Origin of the sequence: Streptomyces sp. CA-142005, assembly GCF_050942335.1 — a bacterium.
Taxonomy (GTDB): domain Bacteria; phylum Actinomycetota; class Actinomycetes; order Streptomycetales; family Streptomycetaceae; genus Streptomyces.
Genome location: NZ_CP192078.1, coordinates 2,725,645 through 2,743,574, shown reverse-complemented (window position 1 = coordinate 2,743,574; position 17,930 = coordinate 2,725,645). Strand labels below are relative to the sequence as shown.

Below are 17,930 nucleotides of genomic sequence, written 5' to 3'. Positions count from 1 at the left end.
AGCGGTTCGGGGTAGCGTCGGGGCATGAGCGACTCGGTTGCGGAGACGGAGATCCCGCAGGACTCGGTGCAGGAGGCGGTGGCGGCACCGGAGGCGTACGACCCCGCCGCGCCCGCCCCCCTGAACGTCCCGCGCACCCCCACCGGCAACGCCGAGGTCGACGCCCAGCTGGAGCGGCTGGCCGACGCCGACCACCTCGCCACCGACGGGCACGTCGAGGTGTACGAGGATGTACACCGGGGGCTGCGCGACGCGCTGACCGCGCTCGACGTCCGCCCGGGACCCCCGGGGCCCCCGCCTTCGCACCCACAGGCGCCCTCACCGGCGTACCGACACAGGAGCTGAACCGAACGTGGCAGGAGTCGCACGTCGCCGTCTGGACGCGGAGCTGGTCCGCCGGAAGCTCGCGCGCTCGCGTGAGCACGCCAGCCAGCTGATCGCCGCCGGGCGGGTCACCGTCGGCAAGACCGTGGCGACCAAGCCGGCCACCCAGGTGGAGACCGCGGCCGCGATCGTGGTCCAGTCCGACGACAGCGACCCCGACTACGTCTCCCGGGGCGGGCACAAGCTCGCCGGCGCGCTGGAGGCCTTCGTCCCGCAGGGGCTCGTGGTGGAGGGCCGGCGCGCGCTGGACGCCGGCGCGTCCACCGGCGGCTTCACCGACGTCCTGCTGCGCGCGGGCGCCGCGCACGTCGTCGCGGTGGACGTCGGATACGGACAGCTCGCCTGGTCTCTCCAGAACGATGAACGCGTCACCGTCAAGGACCGTACGAACGTACGCGAGTTGACGCTCGAGGCGATCGATGGAGAACCGGTGGATCTTGTCGTGGGCGATCTGTCCTTCATCCCGCTCGGACTGGTGCTGCCGGCCCTGAAGCGGTGCGTGAAGCCGGACGCCGACCTGGTGATGATGGTCAAGCCGCAGTTCGAGGTCGGCAAGGAGCGGCTGGGCAGCGGGGGTGTCGTACGGAGTCCGCTCTTGCGGGCGGAGGCCGTGCGGGGAGTGGCCGAGAAGGCCTGGGAGCTGGGGCTCGGGGTGCAGGGTGTCACCGCCAGTCCGCTGCCCGGCCCCTCGGGGAACGTCGAGTACTTTCTCTGGCTGCGGGCGGGGGCACCCCAGGTGGACCCGGCCGACGTCGACCGTGCAGTGGCGGAGGGGCCGCGTTGACACAGAACCTGGCGCGTACTGTTTTCCTGCTCGCCCACACCGGGCGGCCCGCGGCGATCCGCAGTGCGGAACTCGTCGTCAAGGGCCTGCTGCGGCATGGCATCGGGGTGCGGGTGCTGGAGGAGGAGGCGCTCGACCTGCCGCTGCCGGACGAGGTGCAGCTGGTCAAGGAGGCCACTCCGCAGTGCCTCGACGGGTGCGAGCTGCTGATCGTGCTCGGCGGAGACGGCACGCTGCTGCGGGGTGCCGAGTTCGCCCGGGCGTCCGGGGTGCCGATGCTCGGCGTCAACCTGGGGCGCGTCGGCTTCCTCGCGGAGGCCGAACGCGACGACCTCGACCGGGTGGTCGACCGCGTGGTGGCGCGGTCGTACGAGGTCGAGGAGCGGATGACCGTCGACGTCGTCGTGCACCGCAACGGGGACATCGTGCACACCGACTGGGCGCTGAACGAGGCGGCCGTGCAGAAGGCCGGCGCCGAGAAGCTGCTGGAAGTCGTGCTGGAGATCGACGGGCGCCCGGTGACGGGGTTCGGGTGTGACGGGGTGGTCCTGTCGACGCCCACCGGATCCACCGCGTACGCGTTCTCCGCGGGCGGCCCGGTGGTGTGGCCCGAGGTCGAGGCCCTGCTGATGGTGCCGATCAGCGCGCACGCCCTGTTCGCGAAGCCGTTGGTCACGTCGCCGGATTCGGTGCTCGCGGTGGAGGTCCTGCCGCACATTCCGCCGGGCGTGCTGTGGTGTGACGGGCGACGGACGGTCGAGCTGCCGCCGGGGGCGCGGGTGGAGGTACGGCGGGGAGCCGTACCGGTGCGGCTGGCTCGGTTGCACCACTCGTCGTTCACCGACCGGCTGGTGGCGAAGTTCGCGCTGCCGACCACGGGGTGGCGGGGGGCGCCGCACTAGCGTCGCGCTCGATACGACCTGGTCTTCCAGGGCGCTCCGCTCCCCGCCGGAGGCACCAGTGCCTCCGCCCCGCTGTGGCCTCTCTGATCGCCCGCATCAACGCCCTGCTGCCGGCGGAGAGGCAGCAGCGCTTCTTCACGCCGTTCCTCTACGACACCGGCACCAACGGCCGGCCGCTCGGCGAGGTCGCCTGCCGCGACATCGCCGCCGCCCACGACAACGCCTCGCACCCGCCCGCGGTGGGCTGTCCGGTGAAGTCCGGGTACGGCGCCGTCACCGGCTGGGGCGTGCCCGACGGCGTCGCCCTGCTCGAGGGACCGCACTGAGGACGCCACGCTCGGGGCGCCGCCCCGCGGACGCAGCACTCGCCCGGGTGACAATGCGGAACCGATCCGCATCCGTCACCTGCACCTTCACACAACCGGACCGGGGCCCGTCGCACTCAGGCCCTGCGACCTCGTAAGGTCTTCTCCGTGTTGGAGGAGATGCGGATACGGTCGCTCGGGGTCATCGACGATGCCGTCGTCGAGCTGTCGCCCGGGTTCACCGCCGTCACCGGTGAGACGGGTGCGGGCAAGACCATGGTGGTCACCAGCCTGGGGCTGCTGCTCGGTGGGCGGGCGGACCCGGCGCTCGTGCGGATCGGGGCCGAGAAGGCGGTCGTGGAGGGACGGGTCACCGTGCCCGCGGGTGCCGCCGCCGTCGTACGTGCCGAGGAGGCCGGGGCCGAGCTGGACGACGGCGCCCTGCTGATCAGCCGTACCGTTTCCGCCGAGGGGCGCTCACGGGCGCACCTCGGCGGGCGCAGCGTGCCCGTGGGGCTGCTCGCCGAGCTGGCCGACGACCTGGTGGCCGTGCACGGGCAGACCGACCAGCAGGGGCTGCTGAAGCTGTCCCGGCAGCGGCAGGCGCTGGACCGGTACGCGGGGGACGCCGTCACCGTACCCCTGGCCAAGTACACCGAGGCCTACCGGCGGCTGCGGGCCGTCGCCGCCGAGCTGGAGGAGATCACCACGCGCGCGCGTGAGCGGGCGCAGGAAGCCGACATGCTGCGGTACGGCCTGGAGGAGATCGCCGCCGTCGAGCCGCGCGCCGGAGAGGACGTCGAGCTGGCCGAGGAGGCCGAGCGGCTGGGGCACGCCGAGGCGCTGTCGTCCGCCGCGACGGCCGCGCACGCCGCTCTCGCGGGCAATCCCGAGGACCCCGAGGGCATCGACGCCTCGACCCTCGTCGCGGGCGCCCACCGCGCGCTGGAGGCCGTGCGCTCGCACGACCCGGCGCTGGCCTCCCTCGCCGACCGGATCGGGGAGATCGGGATCCTGCTCGGCGATGTCGCCGGGGAGCTGGCGGGGTACGCCGACGACCTGGACGCCGATCCGCTGCGGCTGGCGGCGGTCGAGGAGCGGCGGGCCGCCCTCAACGCGCTGACCCGCAAGTACGGCGACGACGTGAACGCCGTCCTCGCCTGGGCCGAGCAGAGCGCCGCCCGGCTGACCGAGCTGGACGGCGACGACGAGCGGATCGGGGAGCTGACCGCCGAGCGGGACGCGCTCCGTGTCGAACTGGGCGGTCTGGCACAGGCGTTGACCGACGCGCGGACGGAGGCCGCCGAGCGGTTCGCCGCCGCCGTGACGGCCGAGCTGGCCTCGCTGGCGATGCCTCACGCGCGCGTGTCCTTCGCCATCCGGCAGACCGAGGACCCGGAGGGCGTCGAGGTTGGCGGGCGTCCGGTCGCCTACGGGCCGTCGGGCGTGGACGAGGTCGAGCTGCTGCTCGCCCCGCACCCGGGCGCCCCGCCGCGGCCCATCGCCAAGGGCGCGTCCGGCGGTGAGCTGTCCCGCGTGATGCTCGCCGTGGAGGTGGTGTTCGCGGGCACCGATCCCGTGCCGACCTACCTCTTCGACGAGGTCGACGCCGGTGTCGGCGGCAAGGCCGCGGTGGAGATCGGGCGCCGGCTGGCCAAGCTCGCCAAGACCGCGCAGGTCGTGGTCGTCACCCACCTGCCCCAGGTCGCCGCCTTCGCCGACCGGCAGCTGCTGGTCGAGAAGACCAACGACGGCTCGGTCACCCGCTCCGGCGTCAAGGTCCTGGAGGGCGAGGAACGCATCCGCGAACTCTCCCGCATGCTGGCCGGCCAGGAGGACTCCGAGACGGCCCGCGCCCACGCGGAGGAACTCCTGGCGACGGCCAGGGCGGACCTGTAGCCGGTTCGGGTTCTAGAGTGGCGGGATGATCGCCGACCGTACGTCCCGCTCCTTCCTGCTGTCCGCCGCGCTCACCCGGGCCGGCCAGGCCGTGCTGCGCAAGGCGGCGCCCGGCGGGCGGGAGTCGTGGGAGCGGAAGAACCACGCCGGGCGCACCGTCGGGCTGTACGCCGGGCCCGCCTCGGCGCTCGGTACGGCTGTCGCCGCCGCGCGGGTGCATCCGGGGGCCGGGCTCGCCGTGCTCGCCGCCGGGGTCTGCGGGGCGTACGACGATGTCGCGGGGGACCATCGGCGCGGGTTCCGGGCGCATCTCGGGGCGCTGCGGGACGGGGAAGTCACCAGCGGGGCCGTGAAGTTGTTCGGGATCTCGGCCGCCGGGCTGGTCGCGGGGGCGGTGATGAAGGAGCGGGTGCCGGACAAGGTGCTCGCCGGGGTCGTCATCGCCGGTGCCGCGCACTTCGTCAACCTCCTCGACGTACGGCCCGGGCGGGCCGCCGGCGCCGTGCTCGCGCTCGGCGCCCCGGGGCTGTCGCGGAAGGGACCCGCGGCCGAGCTGTCGGCCGTCGCGATGGGTGGCGCCGCGGCCGTGCTGCCCGACGACCTCGGGGAGCGCGTGATGATCGGGGACACGGGGGCGCACGCGCTCGGCGCCGCGCTGGGGGCGGCCGTTGTGGCGGGCAACCGGCGCGCGGGACTTCTCGTGCACGCCGCCGCGGTCGTGGCCGCCGCCGTGTACGGGGACCGGGTGAGCGCGTGGGCGCGGGCGCTGTGAGCGTCTGACCTCGCCGGACGCGGTCGCACGGCGCTCGGCCGTGCCGCCGTTTCCCTCACTCGTGTGGGTGACGCGCTCCGGCGCATTGCCCCGGCCCGCCGCACAGTGCGCCCTGCGGATTTCCCGTAACGGCCGTTCACCCTGGCATGCTTGAGGACACACACCGGTCCGCGCGGGAGGCGCGCGGGGTATGTCCTTCCGCCCCCCTGAGCCCGCTACCTTCTGTACGTTTCCTCGTGACCGCCCACGCCGAACCAGGAGCCCCGGCCCCGTGAGCCCCCTGAGCAGCAACGCACCGCACGGCCAGTCGCCGCTGCGCACCGTGCAGGTGCTGGGCGGGGGCAACGCCGGCAGCAGCGCGCACGTGCGCTCGCTGGCCGAGGGGCTCGTCGCGAGGGGCGTACGGGTCACGGTGTGCGCCCCCGTCGAGGCCGACCGCGCCTACGACTTCACCGGCGCCGGAGCCGATCACGTGCACGTGCCGCGCAGCAGCGACCCCGTCGCCGTGGCCGCGCTGCGGACCGCCTGCGCCAACGCTGACCTGGTGCACGCGCACGGGCTGCACGCCTCCTTCCGGGCCGTCCTCGCGCTCAGCGGCCGGTCCACCCCGCTGGTGGTCACCTGGCACAACCGGGCCCGGGCGGAGGGTCCGCGGGCGCATCTGCTGCGGCTGCTGGAGCGGCGGGTGGTGCGGACGGCGGCCGTGGTCCTCGGTACCAGCTCCGACCTCGTTGACCGGGCCCGGGACACGGGGGCGCGGGACGCCCGGCTCGCCGCCGTCGGCCTGCCGGGGCAGCGGCGGCCGGTCGTCCTCGACGACCCCGACCGGCTGCGCCCCAAGGCCCGGGCCGAACTCGGCGCCATCGGCCGCCCGTTGCTCATCGCGGTCGGCTCCCTCGACCGGCACCGCGGCTACGACCTCCTGCTCGACGCGGCCCGCGCCTGGCGGGACCTGGACCCCGTGCCGCTGGTCGTCATCGCCGGGGAGGGGCCGTTGCGGGCGGCGCTGCAGCGGCGGATCGAGGACGAGGAGCTGCCGGTGCGGCTCATCGGCACCCGCGAGGACGTGCCCGAGCTGCTCGCCGCCGCCGATCTGGCGCTGCTGACGAGCAGTTGGGAGTCACGGTCCGTGCTCGCCCAGGAGGCCCTGCACGCGCGCGTGCCCCTCGTCGCGACCCGGGTCGGCGGCATCCCCGACCTCGTCGGCGACGCGGCCGAACTCGTCCCGTACGGCGACCCGGAGGCACTCGCGTCCACCGTCGTACGGCTGCTCGCGGACCCCGGGCGCCGGGAGGAGCTGCGTGAGCGCGGGGCGCGGCAGGCCGCGAGCTGGCCGACCGAGGACGAGACGGTCGCCCAAGTGCTGAGCGTCTACGACGAGTTGACCCAGCCCCGGCCGCTCGCCTAGGGCACGTGTCTGCGGGCCCGCAGGGCCAGGCTCAACGCCAGTACCGTCTGCGGGTCGTCGAGGTCGGTGCCCAGCAACTCCCCGATGCGGGCGAGCCGGTTGTACAGGGTCTGCCGGTTCAGGTGCAGTTCGCGGGCCGTCTCCGCCTTGCGGCCGGCGTGCGCCAGATAGGTCTGCAGGGTCGGCAGCAGCGGCGGCTTGGACCGGTTGTCGTGCTCGCGCAGCGGGCCGATCGCCCGGTCCACGAACGCGGCGAGGTCCGGGTGGTCGCGCAGCCGCCACAGCAGCAGGTCGATGTCCAGGCGGCGGGCGTCGTACCAGGGCCGGTCGGTCAGGCCCTGCGCGGCCGTCGCCGTCTCCGCCGCGTGCCGCAGCCCCGCGGAGGCGGCCGCCCAGCCGCCCGCCACACCGACCACCACGACCGGCGGCGGCGAGGCCGGCCGGCGCATCCCGGCCCGCTCCACGCCCGCCCGCAGCGCGGCCGCCACCCGGTCCGCGACGGCCGAGCGCTCCGACTCCGAGCGCAAGCCCAGCAGCACCAGCACCCGGCCCTCCACCGGCCGCACGCCCAGCAGCACCGGCACGCCCACCGCGGCCAGCTCCTCGGAGACCGCCCGCGCCAGCACCGCCCAGCCACCGCCGGGGGAGAGGCTGTCCCCGATCCGCATCACCACGGGCAGCAGGGGGCTGTCGCCGGGCTTGAAGCCGAGGACCCGGGCCTGCGCCGGGGCGTCCTCCGCGGTGATCCGGCCCTCGGCGAGATCGGTGAGGAAGTCACCGCGCCCGCGCGCCGCCAGCTCCTCCTCCTGCCGGGCCTGCATCAGCACCACCGCCAGGATGCCCGCGGCCCGCTCGGCGGCGATCCGGTGCACCGGGGCCAGCGGCGCGCGGACCGGCAGCAGGACCAGGCGGGCGCGCACCGAGCCCGCCGTACCGGGGCCGCCGCCGGGCACGTCCACCAGCACCGAACCGGCGGGCGGCGGCACGTCCTTGTGCGGGCCGCGCAGCCCCTCCCACACCTGGAGCGGGTCCGCGCCCTCGGGCCCCTCCCCGGCGGCGTACAGCAGCCGGCCGTCGGCCGTCTCCAGGAACACCGGGTTGCCGCTGAAGTCCGCCAGGATGCCCAGCACCTGCGGCACCCCGCCGCCGCCCAGCAGCGCCTCGGTGCAGCGGCGGTGCACCTCCTCGGCGCGCTGGAGCAGGGCGTAGTGGCCGTTGACGATCTCGGTGTGGATCTCCTCCGTCACCGTCACGAACGGCACCTCGCGGTGCAGCTGGACCAGCGGCAGCCCGGCGGCGCGCGCGGTGTCCACCAGGGCCGCGGGCAGCCGGCTGAAGCGCGGGCCCAGCTCCACCACCAGGGCGGCGATCCCGCGGTCGGCGAGGGTGCGCACGAACGCCCGCTGCTCGGCCGGACGCGTGCCGAGGCCGTAGCCGGTGGTGAGCAGCAGCTCGCCGCCCTTGAGCAGCGAGGCGATGTTGGGCACCTCGCCCGCGTGCACCCAGCGCACCGTGCGACCCAGCCGGTCGGCACCCGCCAGGATCTCCGGCAGCCCGCTGCGCAGCCCCGGCAGTTCCAGCGCCCGCCGAACGGTGATCCCGGCGCCCTGGGTGTCGAATCGGTTGTCCGTGCGGCTGTCCATGCAGCGGACGCTACCTGCGTAAACGCCCTCGGGACAGCTCCCGGTCAGACGGGCTTGATGTTGTGGTTGAAGCGGAAGACGTTGTCGGGGTCGTAGCGCCGCTTCACCTTCTCCAGCCGCAGCAGATTCCCGGCGCCCAGGCCCGCCCGGACGCGCTCGGGGCCCTCGTCGCCGACGAGGTCGAGGCAGACGGCACCGGTGCTCCAGGGCCGTACGTCGGCGCACGCGTCCCGTACCCAGGCCATGGCCCGCTCGTCGTCGGCCGGGTCCGCCCAGGAGGCGCAGGGGTGCACCATCCAGGACGCGTCCCGGTACGGCACCGGGTACGCACCGGGCCCGGCGGCGATCGCGCCGCCCAGCGGGAAGATCACGTGCCGGCTGCCGTGCGCCACGGGCATGCCGTCCGCGCGGGCCCAGAAGCGGTCCACCAGCTCCTCGGGCAGCTCCGTCAGGCACTCGGCCGACCAGTGGGTGCGGAGGCCGGTCAAGGGCTCCAGCAGGCCCTGCGCATCCGCGTACGGCAGGGCGCCGACGGCCTGCGTCTCGTGCGGCAGCGCCAGCAGCGGCTCGGCGAGCTTGCGCAGCCCGCTCTCGCCGCCGACGTACGTCAGCAGCGCGCCGCACAGCACCGTGTCCAGCGCCAGGTACATCACCGCGCCGCTCACCTCGTCGGGACCGGTACGGATGATCTCGCGGAAGGTGCGGATCACGTCGGGGCCGAACTCCGGCAGGAACAGCAGCAGCGCGACCGAGAACTCCGGCAGCTCGTGCAGTTCCAGGGTGAGCGCGGTGGCGATGCCGAAGTTGCCGCCCCCGCCGTGCAGCGCCCAGAACAGCTCCGGGTTCTCGTCGGCGCTGGCGTGCACCCGCTCGGCGTCGGCGGTCACCAGCTCCACGCCGATGAGGTTGTCCACGGCGAGGCCGAAGGCACGGTCCAGCCGGCCGGTGCCGCCGCCGAGGACGAATCCGCCGACCCCGGTGGCCGGAGTCCGGGCGCCGGGGGTCGCGAGGCCGTACGCCTGGGTGGCCCGGTCCAGGTGGCCCGTCGTGGCCCCGCCCTCGACCCGGACCGCCTCGGCCGCCGGGTCGACGGTCACCTCGCGCATTCGGCGCAGATCCACGACGAGCGCACCGTCGACCCGGGCCCCCACCAGCCCGTGCCCGCCGCCGCGGACGGCGATGTGCAGGTCCAGGTCGCGCGCGAAGCGCACGGCTCGGACGACGTCGGCCGCGTTCGCGCACCGGGCGATCACGGCAGGCCGCCGGTCGGTCATCGCGTCGAAGACGGCCCGGGCCTCGTCGTAGCCCGGGTCCCCCGGCGCGAACACGTCGCCGGCCAGATCCTCGCGGAGCGCGGCGAGGGCGGAGTGGGCCTTGGAACGGACAGCCATGGCAGCCCCCTTTCCGGCAGGGTGCCGCCTTCCAGCCTAGGCGGGCCGCTCAGCCCCCGTACGCCCCCGAAGCCGTCAGCCGCAGGGCCGTATCGATCAGAGGCACATGGCTGAACGCCTGCGGGAAGTTGCCCACCTGCCGCTGCAGGCGCGGGTCCCATTCCTCGGCGAGCAGGCCGAGGTCGTTGCGCAGCGCGAGGAGCCTCTCGAACAGCTTGCGGGCCTCGTCGACCCGGCCGATCATCGCCAGGTCGTCCGCCATCCAGAACGAGCAGGCCAGGAAGGCGCCCTCGTCGCCCGGGAGGCCGTCGACGCCCGCGTGGGCGCCCTCCGTCGGATAGCGCAGGATGAACCCGTCCGGGGTGGACAGCTCGCGCTGGATCGCCTCGATCGTGCCGATCACCCGCTTGTCGTCCGGCGGCAGGAAGCCCATCTGCGGGATCAGCAGCAGCGAGGCGTCCAGCTCCTGGGAGCCGTAGGACTGGGTGAAGGTGTTGCGCTCCTTGTCGTAGCCCTTTTCGCAGACGTCCCGGTGGATGTCGTCGCGCAGTTCCTTCCAGCGCTCCAGCGGGCCGTCCGCGTCCCCGGACTCGATCAGCTTGATGGTGCGGTCGACCGCGACCCAGGCCATCACCTTGGAGTGCACGAAGTGCCGGCGCGGGCCGCGCACCTCCCAGATGCCCTCGTCCGGCTCCTGCCAGTGGTCCTCCAGGTAGCGGATCAGCTTGAGCTGGAGCAGGGCGGCGTAGTCGTTGCGGGCCAGGCCCGTCATGTGCGCCAGGTGCAGGGCCTCGGTGACCTCGCCGTACACGTCCAGCTGGAGCTGGTGCGCGGCGCCGTTGCCCACCCGGACCGGGGCCGAGTGCTCGTAGCCCGGCAGCCAGTCCAGCTCGGCCTCGCCCAGCTCGCGCTCGCCGGCGATGCCGTACATGATCTGCAGGTTGTCCGGGTCGCCCGCGACCGCGCGCAGCAGCCACTCGCGCCAGGCGCGGGCCTCCTCGCGGTAGCCGGTGCGCAGGAGGGAGGACAGGGTGATCGCGGCGTCGCGCAGCCAGGTGTAGCGGTAGTCCCAGTTGCGGACCCCGCCGATGTCCTCCGGGAGCGAGGTCGTCGGGGCCGCGACGATGCCGCCCGTGGGGGCGTACGTCAGGGCCTTCAGGGTGATCAGCGAGCGGATCACCGCCTCCCGGTACGGCCCGTGGTACGTGCAGTGCTCGACCCACTCGCGCCAGAACTCCTCCGTCGCCTCCAGCGAGGCCTCGGGCTCCGGCAGCGACGGCGGCTCCTTGTGCGAGGGCTGCCACGAGATGGTGAAGGCGATCCGGTCACCCGGGGCGACCGTGAAGTCCGCGTACGTCGTCAGCGACTTCCCGTAGGTCTCGGCCTCCGTGTCGAACCACACCGAGTCCGGTCCGGCGACCGCCACCGTACGGCCCTCGTGCTTGTGCACCCAGGGGATGACCCGGCCGTAGGAGAACCGCATCCGCAGCGCGGAGCGCATCGGCACCCGGCCGGTGACGCCCTCCACGATCCGGATCAGCTGGGGCGCGCCCTCACGCGGGGGCATGAAATCGGTCACGCGGACCGTGCCGCGCGGGGTGTCCCACTCCGACTCCAGGACCAGCGAGTCGCCCCGGTAGCTCCGCCGGGCGGCCGTGGGCGGCGGACAGTCGGCGGCGTGGGCCGGTCCGAGCCGCCAGAAGCCGTGCTCCTCGGTGCCCAGCAGGCCGGCGAAGATGGCATGCGAGTCGAAGCGGGGCAGGCACAGCCAGTCCACCGTGCCATCCCGGCAGACCAGGGCTGCGGTCTGCATGTCTCCGATGAGTGCGTAGTCTTCGATGCGCCCGGCCACGTGCAACTCCAGTCGAACGGCCACGTCACCCCCGCGCAGGGGGGCTGTCGCTAGTGCGGTCAAGGGGTCGTTGTTATGCGTCGTTGAGCGGTGAAGCAAAGCAGCCCGCCGAGCCCTGAGGCAATACGACAGTCTTTGCTCAACGAACTGCCGCGCTCACGTTGTTCCGGGGTGATGGTGGCGGGGGTGTGCCGTCGTTCCGGCCGGGCTCGGCAGCGAGTGTCCGAGCAGGATACGACGCACGTAGATGATCTGCGCGCCGCTCCGGGCAACCTGTGTGGGCCGAACGGGTGAGCAGCGGGTGATGACCATGTGACGTTTGCGTGCCTGTGCCCAGTGTGGCGGATCGCCCCGTGCCCAGGCGAGCGCAGAGCGTGGCCGGAAGCCATCCGCGCCAGGCGCTGATACCCTGGTAGCCCGTGGACCGGTGGGCCCGAAACCCCCGAACCGCAGCGACGGCACCTCCGGAGACATCCGGGACGGCAGCCGCACCGCATCACAGACAGCGACCACGGGAGCCCCCTCTTGGCCATGCCGCCCAAATCCACGACGACCAAGCACATCTTCGTCACCGGGGGCGTCGCCTCCTCGCTCGGCAAGGGCCTGACCGCCTCCAGCCTGGGCATGCTGCTCAAGGCCCGGGGCCTGCGCGTCGTGATGCAGAAGCTCGACCCGTACCTGAACGTCGACCCGGGCACGATGAACCCCTTCCAGCACGGTGAGGTGTTCGTCACCAACGACGGTGCCGAGACCGACCTGGACATCGGCCACTACGAGCGCTTCCTCGACCGGGACCTGGACGGCACCGCCAACGTCACCACCGGCCAGGTGTACTCCACGGTGATCGCCAAGGAGCGGCGCGGCGAGTACCTGGGCGACACGGTGCAGGTCATCCCGCACATCACCAACGAGATCAAGCACCGCATCCGGCGCATGGCCACCGACGAGGTGGACGTCGTCATCACCGAGGTCGGCGGCACCGTCGGCGACATCGAGTCGCTGCCGTTCCTGGAGACCGTCCGCCAGGTCCGCCACGAGGTCGGCCGGGACAACGTCTTCGTGGTGCACATCTCGCTGCTGCCGTACATCGGCCCCTCCGGCGAGCTGAAGACCAAGCCGACCCAGCACTCCGTCGCCGCGCTGCGCAACATCGGTATCCAGCCGGACGCGATCGTGCTGCGCTGCGACCGCGAGGTGCCGACCGCGATCAAGCGGAAGATCTCGCTGATGTGCGACGTCGACGAGGCCGCCGTGGTCGCCTGCCCCGACGCCCGCTCGATCTACGACATCCCGAAGACCGTGCACGGCGAGGGCCTGGACGCCTACGTCGTGCGCAAGCTGGACCTGCCGTTCCGCGACGTCGACTGGACGACCTGGGACGACCTGCTGGACCGCGTCCACAACCCCGAGCACGAGATCACCCTCGCGCTGGTCGGCAAGTACATCGACCTGCCCGACGCCTATCTGTCGGTGACCGAGGCGCTGCGCGCCGGCGGCTTCGCCAACCGAGCGCGTGTGAAGATCAAGTGGGTCACCTCGGACGACTGCAAGACGCCGGCCGGGGCCAAGGCCCAGCTGTCCGACGTCGACGGCATCTGCATCCCGGGCGGCTTCGGCGACCGCGGTGTGCAGGGCAAGGTCGGCGCGATCAAGTACGCCCGCGAGAACAGGATCCCGCTGCTCGGCCTCTGCCTCGGCCTGCAGTGCATCGTGATCGAGGCCGCGCGCAACCTGGCCGACATCCCGGACGCCAACTCCACCGAGTTCGACCCGGCCACCGGCCACCCGGTCATCTCCACCATGGCCGAGCAGCTGGACATCGTCGCCGGTGAGGGCGACATGGGCGGGACGATGCGCCTCGGCATGTACCCGGCGAAGCTGGCCGAGGGCTCGATCGTGCGCGAGGTGTACGACGGCAAGGAGTACGTCGAGGAGCGGCACCGCCACCGCTACGAGGTCAACAACGCCTACCGCGCGGAGCTGGAGAAGAAGGCCGGCATCCTCTTCTCGGGCACCTCGCCGGACGGCAAGCTCGTGGAGTACGTGGAGTACCCGCGTGACGTCCACCCCTACCTGGTCGCCACGCAGGCCCACCCGGAGCTGCGCTCGCGGCCGACGCGTCCGCACCCGCTGTTCGCGGGCCTGGTGAAGGCCGCGGTCGAGCGGAAGATCTCGAAGTAACACAAGGGTTGTACGGTGGCCGGGGCGCGCGGGTTCAGAACGATCGCGCCCCGGCCGCTTGGCGTTTTGGGGAAGGACAGGGCATGACGATCAAGGACACCCCCGAGGAGTGGGAGATCCGGGCGACGGAGACCCCCTTCACGGGCAACAAGACCTCCGTCCGCACGGACGACGTGGTCATGCCCGACGGATCGGTGGCCCGCCGCGACTACCAGGTCCACCCCGGCTCGGTCGCCGTCCTCGCCCTGGACGAGGAGGACCGGGTGCTGCTGATCAACCAGTACCGCCACCCGGTGCGGCACAAGCTGTGGGAGATCCCGGCCGGTCTGCTCGACGTGCCCGGCGAGAACCCGCTGCACGCCGCCCAGCGCGAGCTGTACGAGGAGGCGCACGTCAAGGCCGAGGACTGGCGGGTGCTGACCGACGTCTACACCACGCCCGGCGGCTGCGACGAGGCCGTACGGATCTTCCTCGCCCGCGACCTGTCCGAGGCCGAGGGCGAGCGGTTCGAGGCGGAGCACGAGGAGACCGACATGGAGCACGCGCGCGTGCCCGTCGAGGAGCTGGTGCGCCGGATCCTGGCCGGCGATGTGCACAACAACTGCCTGGTCGTCGGCGTCCTCTCCCTGGTGGCCGCGCGCGGCGGCGACGGCCTCGACGCGCTCCGCCCGGCCGACGCGCAATGGCCGGCCCGGCCCTTCCAGTCCTGACCCGCACCCGCAGCCCGGTCCTGAGCCGCACCAGGAGCCTGGAACCGGACTCGACCGGCGTACTGGTGTGACGATCGCCTGATCCGATCAGGGGACCTGGCCGTCACGCTCCTCACGGCACCTCGCACAGCGTGAACTAGGCTCTTGCACGCCCGTAGCGGAAGATCCGGCGGGCTTGCGTGTGCGGTGGGACGGGAGTGTGGCCCGTGACGGATCAGGCGGTGGACACAGGCGGCGTGCGACTGTCGGCGCACGAGGGCGCACACGACCATTTCCTGGGCCGCACAAGGGAGTTGAAGGAGCTGCGCGCGGACATCGAGCGCGCGGGACTGGACACCCTCTCCGGCCGCAAGGCGCCACGCGCGCGCGTGCTGCTGATCGCGGGCCGCCCCGGCTCCGGCCGCACCGCTCTGGCCGAGGAACTCGTCCGGCAGATCGAGGACCGTTACCCCGACGGAGTGCTGCGGACCCGGCTCAGCGAGCCCGACGGCACCCCCCTCCCCGTCGGGCGCGCCGCCCGTGACCTGCTCGCCGCGCTGGAGCTCCCGGCCCCGGCCGGCGCCGCCGAGGACGACCTCACCGAGGCGCTGCGCACCGCCCTCGCCGGCCGGCGCGCCCTGCTGCTCCTGGACGACGCGGCCGGCGCCGAGCAGGTCGACGCGCTGCTCCCTGAGGCGCCGGACTGCCTGGTGCTGGCCGTCTCCGCGGGTCCCCTCACCGGCATCGCGGACGTCCGCCCCTGCACCCTGGGGGGCCTGGACACCAAGTCGGCGGTGGAACTCCTCACCCGCTACACCGGCACCGTGCGCATCACCGTCGACCCGCGCTCCGCCGAGAGCCTGGTGGAGGCCTGCCAGGGCCATCCGACCGCGCTGGTGCTGGCGGGCGGCTGGCTCGCCGCCCGCCCCAAGGCCGCCGTCTCCGACCTCGCCAAACGGCTGCACGCGGCCGCCGAAGACGGCCCGGAGGGCACCCCGCTCGCCCGGGTCTTCCGGCACGTCCTCGGCGACCTGCCCGGCCCGGCCGCCCGGATACTGCGCCTGCTCTCCCTCGCCCCGGCCGGCCTGATCGACCCGCACACCGCCTCGGCTCTCGCCGGCTGCTCGGTGAGCGCCGCCCGCGCCGGCCTGGACGAGCTCGTCGCCCTCGGCCTGCTGCGCGCGGTGGACTCCCCGCTGCCCCAGTACGACGTCCCCGGCTGTCTGCACCCGCTGCTGCGGGCCTGCGCCGAGAGCCAGGAGCGGCCGGCGGAGCTGCAGCTGGCCCGCGCCCGGATGCTGGAGCGGACGGTGCGGCTGCTGCAGTCGTGCCGGGCGATCACCGAGACGGACAGCCAGCAGGCCCGGGAGAAGCTGAGCGCGATGCCCCCCGAGGTGCGCTTCCCCAACCCCAGGGCGGCCGCCGACTGGCTGCGCGTCCGGCGCCCCGCGCTGCTGGCGTGCGCACGCCTGGCGGTGGCCGACGGTGAGCTGGACACCCTCGCCCGGCGGCTGATGTCCCAGCTGGTCAGGGCCATGGTGGCGCACGAAGGCACGCAGGCCGCCGCTCCCGACCTGTACGAGGTGCACAGCCTGGTCCTCGATGTCGCCAAGCGGCGGGGACTGGCCCGGGAGGAGGCCGCGGCCCTGCTGAACCTGGGCGACGTGGACGCGCAGACCGGCCGTACCCAGGACGCACTGGCACGGTATCGGTTGGCTCTGTCCGCCGGACGCAGAGCGAATGACCCGTACGCGACCGGCCGCGCAATGGAATCCGTAGGTGGTGCCTACCAGGAGCTCGGGGACTACGAGCGGGCCACGGACTGGTTCGGCCGGGCCCTCGCCGAGCGGCTGGCGCGCGGCGAGCGTGAGCAGGCCGCCCGGCTGTACGGCCGGATCGCCACCGCCCACACCTACGCGGGCCGCTACGACGAGGCCCTGCGGAACTGGCGGGCCGCCGTCGCCGGCTATCGCAGGGGCGGTGATGTCGCCGCCCACGCGCGGGCGTTGAGCGAGCTGGCCCGGGTGCAGGAGTACGCGGGACGGTTCGAGGAGTCGCTGCGCACCTGCCTCGAGGCGGTGGAGTGGGCGCGGCGCGCCGAGGACGTCCGGTTGCAGGCCGCGCTGCAGCTCCGGCTCGCCGACACGCTGGACCATCTCGGCGACCCCGCCGCCGCCCGTCTGCACCGCGCGGCGGCCGGGCGCATGCTGGAGGAGGAGGGCTCGGAGGACGGGACAAGCCCCAAACAGGACGCCGATGCCTGCGAAATCCGCAGTACATCCAGCGAAGATTGATGCAATGGAAGGCTAGACACTCGGAACACCTTCATTAAACTGGCTCTGCCGCACGTTCTCCTGCGGTGTCTCCCGGTATGCCCTTGCATGTCTGGGTACGTCTTGAAGCACCCCCATACCCTCTGAGCCAAGGACCGTGATCGACGTGAAGGTCGGCATCCCCCGCGAGGTCAAGAACAACGAGTTCCGGGTGGCCATCACCCCCGCCGGTGTGCACGAGCTGGTGCGCAACGGCCACCAGGTCGTCGTCGAGCGGGGCGCCGGCCTCGGCTCGTCGATCACGGACGAGGAGTACGTCTCCGCCGGTGCCGCGATCCTCGACACCGCCGACGAGGTGTGGGCCACCGCCGACCTGCTGCTGAAGGTCAAGGAGCCCATCGCGGAGGAGTACCACCGTCTCCGCAAGGACCAGATCCTCTTCACCTACCTGCACCTGGCCGCCTCCAAGGAGTGCACGGACGCGCTCATCGAGTCCGGCACCACGGCCATCGCCTACGAGACCGTCGAGCTGCCGAACCGCGCGCTGCCGCTGCTCGCCCCCATGTCCGAGGTCGCGGGCCGGCTGGCCCCGCAGGTCGGCGCCTACCACCTGATGCGCGCGGCCGGCGGCCGTGGCGTGCTGCCGGGCGGCGTCCCCGGTGTGACCCCGGCCAAGGCCGTGGTCATCGGCGGCGGCGTCTCCGGCTGGAACGCCACCCAGGTCGCCGTCGGCATGGGCTTCGACGTGACCTTGCTCGACCGCGACATCAACAAGCTGCGCGAGGCCGACAAGATCTTCGGTACGAAGGTCAAGGCGATCATGTCCAACTCCTTCGAGCTGGAGAAGGCCGTCCTCGACGCCGACCTCGTCATCGGCGCGGTCCTCATCCCGGGCGCCAAGGCCCCGAAGCTGGTCACCAACGAGCTGGTGGCCCGCATGAAGCCCGGAAGTGTCCTTGTCGACATCGCGATCGACCAGGGCGGCTGCTTCGAGGACTCTCACCCGACGACGCACGCCGAGCCGACCTTCCAGGTGCACAACTCGGTCTTCTACTGCGTCGCCAACATGCCCGGCGCGGTGCCCAACACCTCCACCAACGCCCTCACCAACGCGACGCTGCCCTACATCGTCTCCCTCGCCAACAACGGCTGGGTCGAGGCGCTGCGCCGCGACGCCGCGCTCGCCAAGGGTCTCAACACCCATGACGGCAAGGTCGTTTACAAGGAGGTCGCCGAGGCCCACGGCCTGGAGCACGTCGAGCTGGAGACCCTGCTCGGCTGACCCCCGTGACCTGCTGAGTCGCTAAGTCACCAGGTCGTAAAAGGCGATTCGTCAACACGGCTCGTCAATAGCGCGCACCCGGCCGGACCTTGCCCGACAAGGTCCGGCCGGATGTGTGTATGGTCACTTGGCGACTCTTGGTCAACTCGCCTCGAACGCAACTCT

Annotated in this window: 14 protein-coding genes; 11 read left to right on the top strand and 3 right to left on the bottom strand. The window is 73.0% G+C overall.

The window, feature by feature from the left end; genetic code table 11:
* Positions 1-24: 24 nt before the first annotated feature.
* From ACQPXS_RS13090 to ACQPXS_RS13060, 7 genes are all read left to right on the top strand, one after another.
* On the top strand, positions 25-345 hold the full coding sequence (locus ACQPXS_RS13090) for a hypothetical protein (protein WP_433449338.1): 321 nt from the start codon (positions 25-27) through the stop codon (positions 343-345).
* Positions 346-352: 7 nt separating this feature from the next.
* Positions 353-1,168, top strand: a complete 816-nt coding sequence (locus ACQPXS_RS13085; RefSeq protein WP_351803858.1) for a TlyA family RNA methyltransferase — start codon at positions 353-355, stop codon at positions 1,166-1,168.
* Complete coding sequence (locus ACQPXS_RS13080; protein WP_351803860.1) at positions 1,165-2,070, top strand: NAD kinase; 906 nt, start codon at positions 1,165-1,167, stop codon at positions 2,068-2,070. The genes ACQPXS_RS13085 and ACQPXS_RS13080 overlap by 4 nt, the downstream gene beginning before the upstream one ends.
* A 74-nt stretch (positions 2,071-2,144) precedes the next feature.
* Positions 2,145-2,396, top strand: coding sequence for a hypothetical protein (locus ACQPXS_RS13075; protein WP_433449337.1), 252 nt, complete (start codon positions 2,145-2,147; stop codon positions 2,394-2,396).
* Between the two features lie 159 nt (positions 2,397-2,555).
* Positions 2,556-4,274, top strand: a complete 1,719-nt coding sequence (gene recN, locus ACQPXS_RS13070) for a DNA repair protein RecN (RefSeq protein WP_433455800.1) — start codon at positions 2,556-2,558, stop codon at positions 4,272-4,274.
* A gap of 25 nt (positions 4,275-4,299) precedes the next feature.
* On the top strand, positions 4,300-5,046 hold the full coding sequence (locus ACQPXS_RS13065) for a hypothetical protein (protein ID WP_433449336.1): 747 nt from the start codon (positions 4,300-4,302) through the stop codon (positions 5,044-5,046).
* A 271-nt stretch (positions 5,047-5,317) separates the two neighbouring features.
* Positions 5,318-6,454: a glycosyltransferase family 4 protein gene (locus ACQPXS_RS13060; RefSeq protein ID WP_356314137.1), complete on the top strand. Its 1,137-nt coding sequence runs from the start codon at positions 5,318-5,320 to the stop codon at positions 6,452-6,454.
* Here the strand turns inward: ACQPXS_RS13060 and ACQPXS_RS13055 are convergent.
* From ACQPXS_RS13055 to ACQPXS_RS13045, 3 genes are read right to left on the bottom strand one after another with little or no spacing between them, the layout of a single operon-like run.
* Positions 6,451-8,097 carry a PucR family transcriptional regulator gene (locus tag ACQPXS_RS13055; RefSeq protein WP_433449335.1) on the bottom strand — a complete coding sequence of 549 codons (1,647 nt, stop codon included), beginning with the start codon at positions 8,095-8,097 and terminating at the stop codon, positions 6,451-6,453. The genes ACQPXS_RS13060 and ACQPXS_RS13055 overlap by 4 nt on opposite strands.
* Positions 8,098-8,141: 44 nt before the next feature.
* Positions 8,142-9,488, bottom strand: a complete 1,347-nt coding sequence (locus ACQPXS_RS13050) for an FAD-binding oxidoreductase (RefSeq protein WP_433449334.1) — start codon at positions 9,486-9,488, stop codon at positions 8,142-8,144.
* A 49-nt stretch (positions 9,489-9,537) separates the two neighbouring features.
* Complete coding sequence (locus ACQPXS_RS13045; protein WP_433455798.1) at positions 9,538-11,340, bottom strand: glycoside hydrolase family 15 protein; 1,803 nt, start codon at positions 11,338-11,340, stop codon at positions 9,538-9,540.
* A 531-nt stretch (positions 11,341-11,871) separates the two neighbouring features.
* Between ACQPXS_RS13045 and ACQPXS_RS13040 the strand changes: the two genes are divergently transcribed.
* The 4 genes from ACQPXS_RS13040 to ald all read left to right on the top strand — a co-directional run bounded on the left by ACQPXS_RS13040 (position 11,872) and on the right by ald (position 17,765).
* The gene (locus ACQPXS_RS13040) at positions 11,872-13,521 is read left to right on the top strand and encodes a CTP synthase (RefSeq protein WP_351803870.1); all 1,650 of its coding nucleotides are present in this window, start codon (positions 11,872-11,874) and stop codon (positions 13,519-13,521) included.
* An 83-nt stretch (positions 13,522-13,604) separates the two neighbouring features.
* Positions 13,605-14,231: an NUDIX hydrolase gene (locus tag ACQPXS_RS13035; protein ID WP_351803872.1), complete on the top strand. Its 627-nt coding sequence runs from the start codon at positions 13,605-13,607 to the stop codon at positions 14,229-14,231.
* 206 nt (positions 14,232-14,437) lie between these two features.
* On the top strand, positions 14,438-16,504 hold the full coding sequence (locus ACQPXS_RS13030) for a tetratricopeptide repeat protein (protein ID WP_433449333.1): 2,067 nt from the start codon (positions 14,438-14,440) through the stop codon (positions 16,502-16,504).
* A 145-nt stretch (positions 16,505-16,649) separates the two neighbouring features.
* Positions 16,650-17,765: an alanine dehydrogenase gene (gene ald / locus ACQPXS_RS13025; protein ID WP_351804478.1), complete on the top strand. Its 1,116-nt coding sequence runs from the start codon at positions 16,650-16,652 to the stop codon at positions 17,763-17,765.
* Positions 17,766-17,930 lie beyond the last annotated feature (165 nt).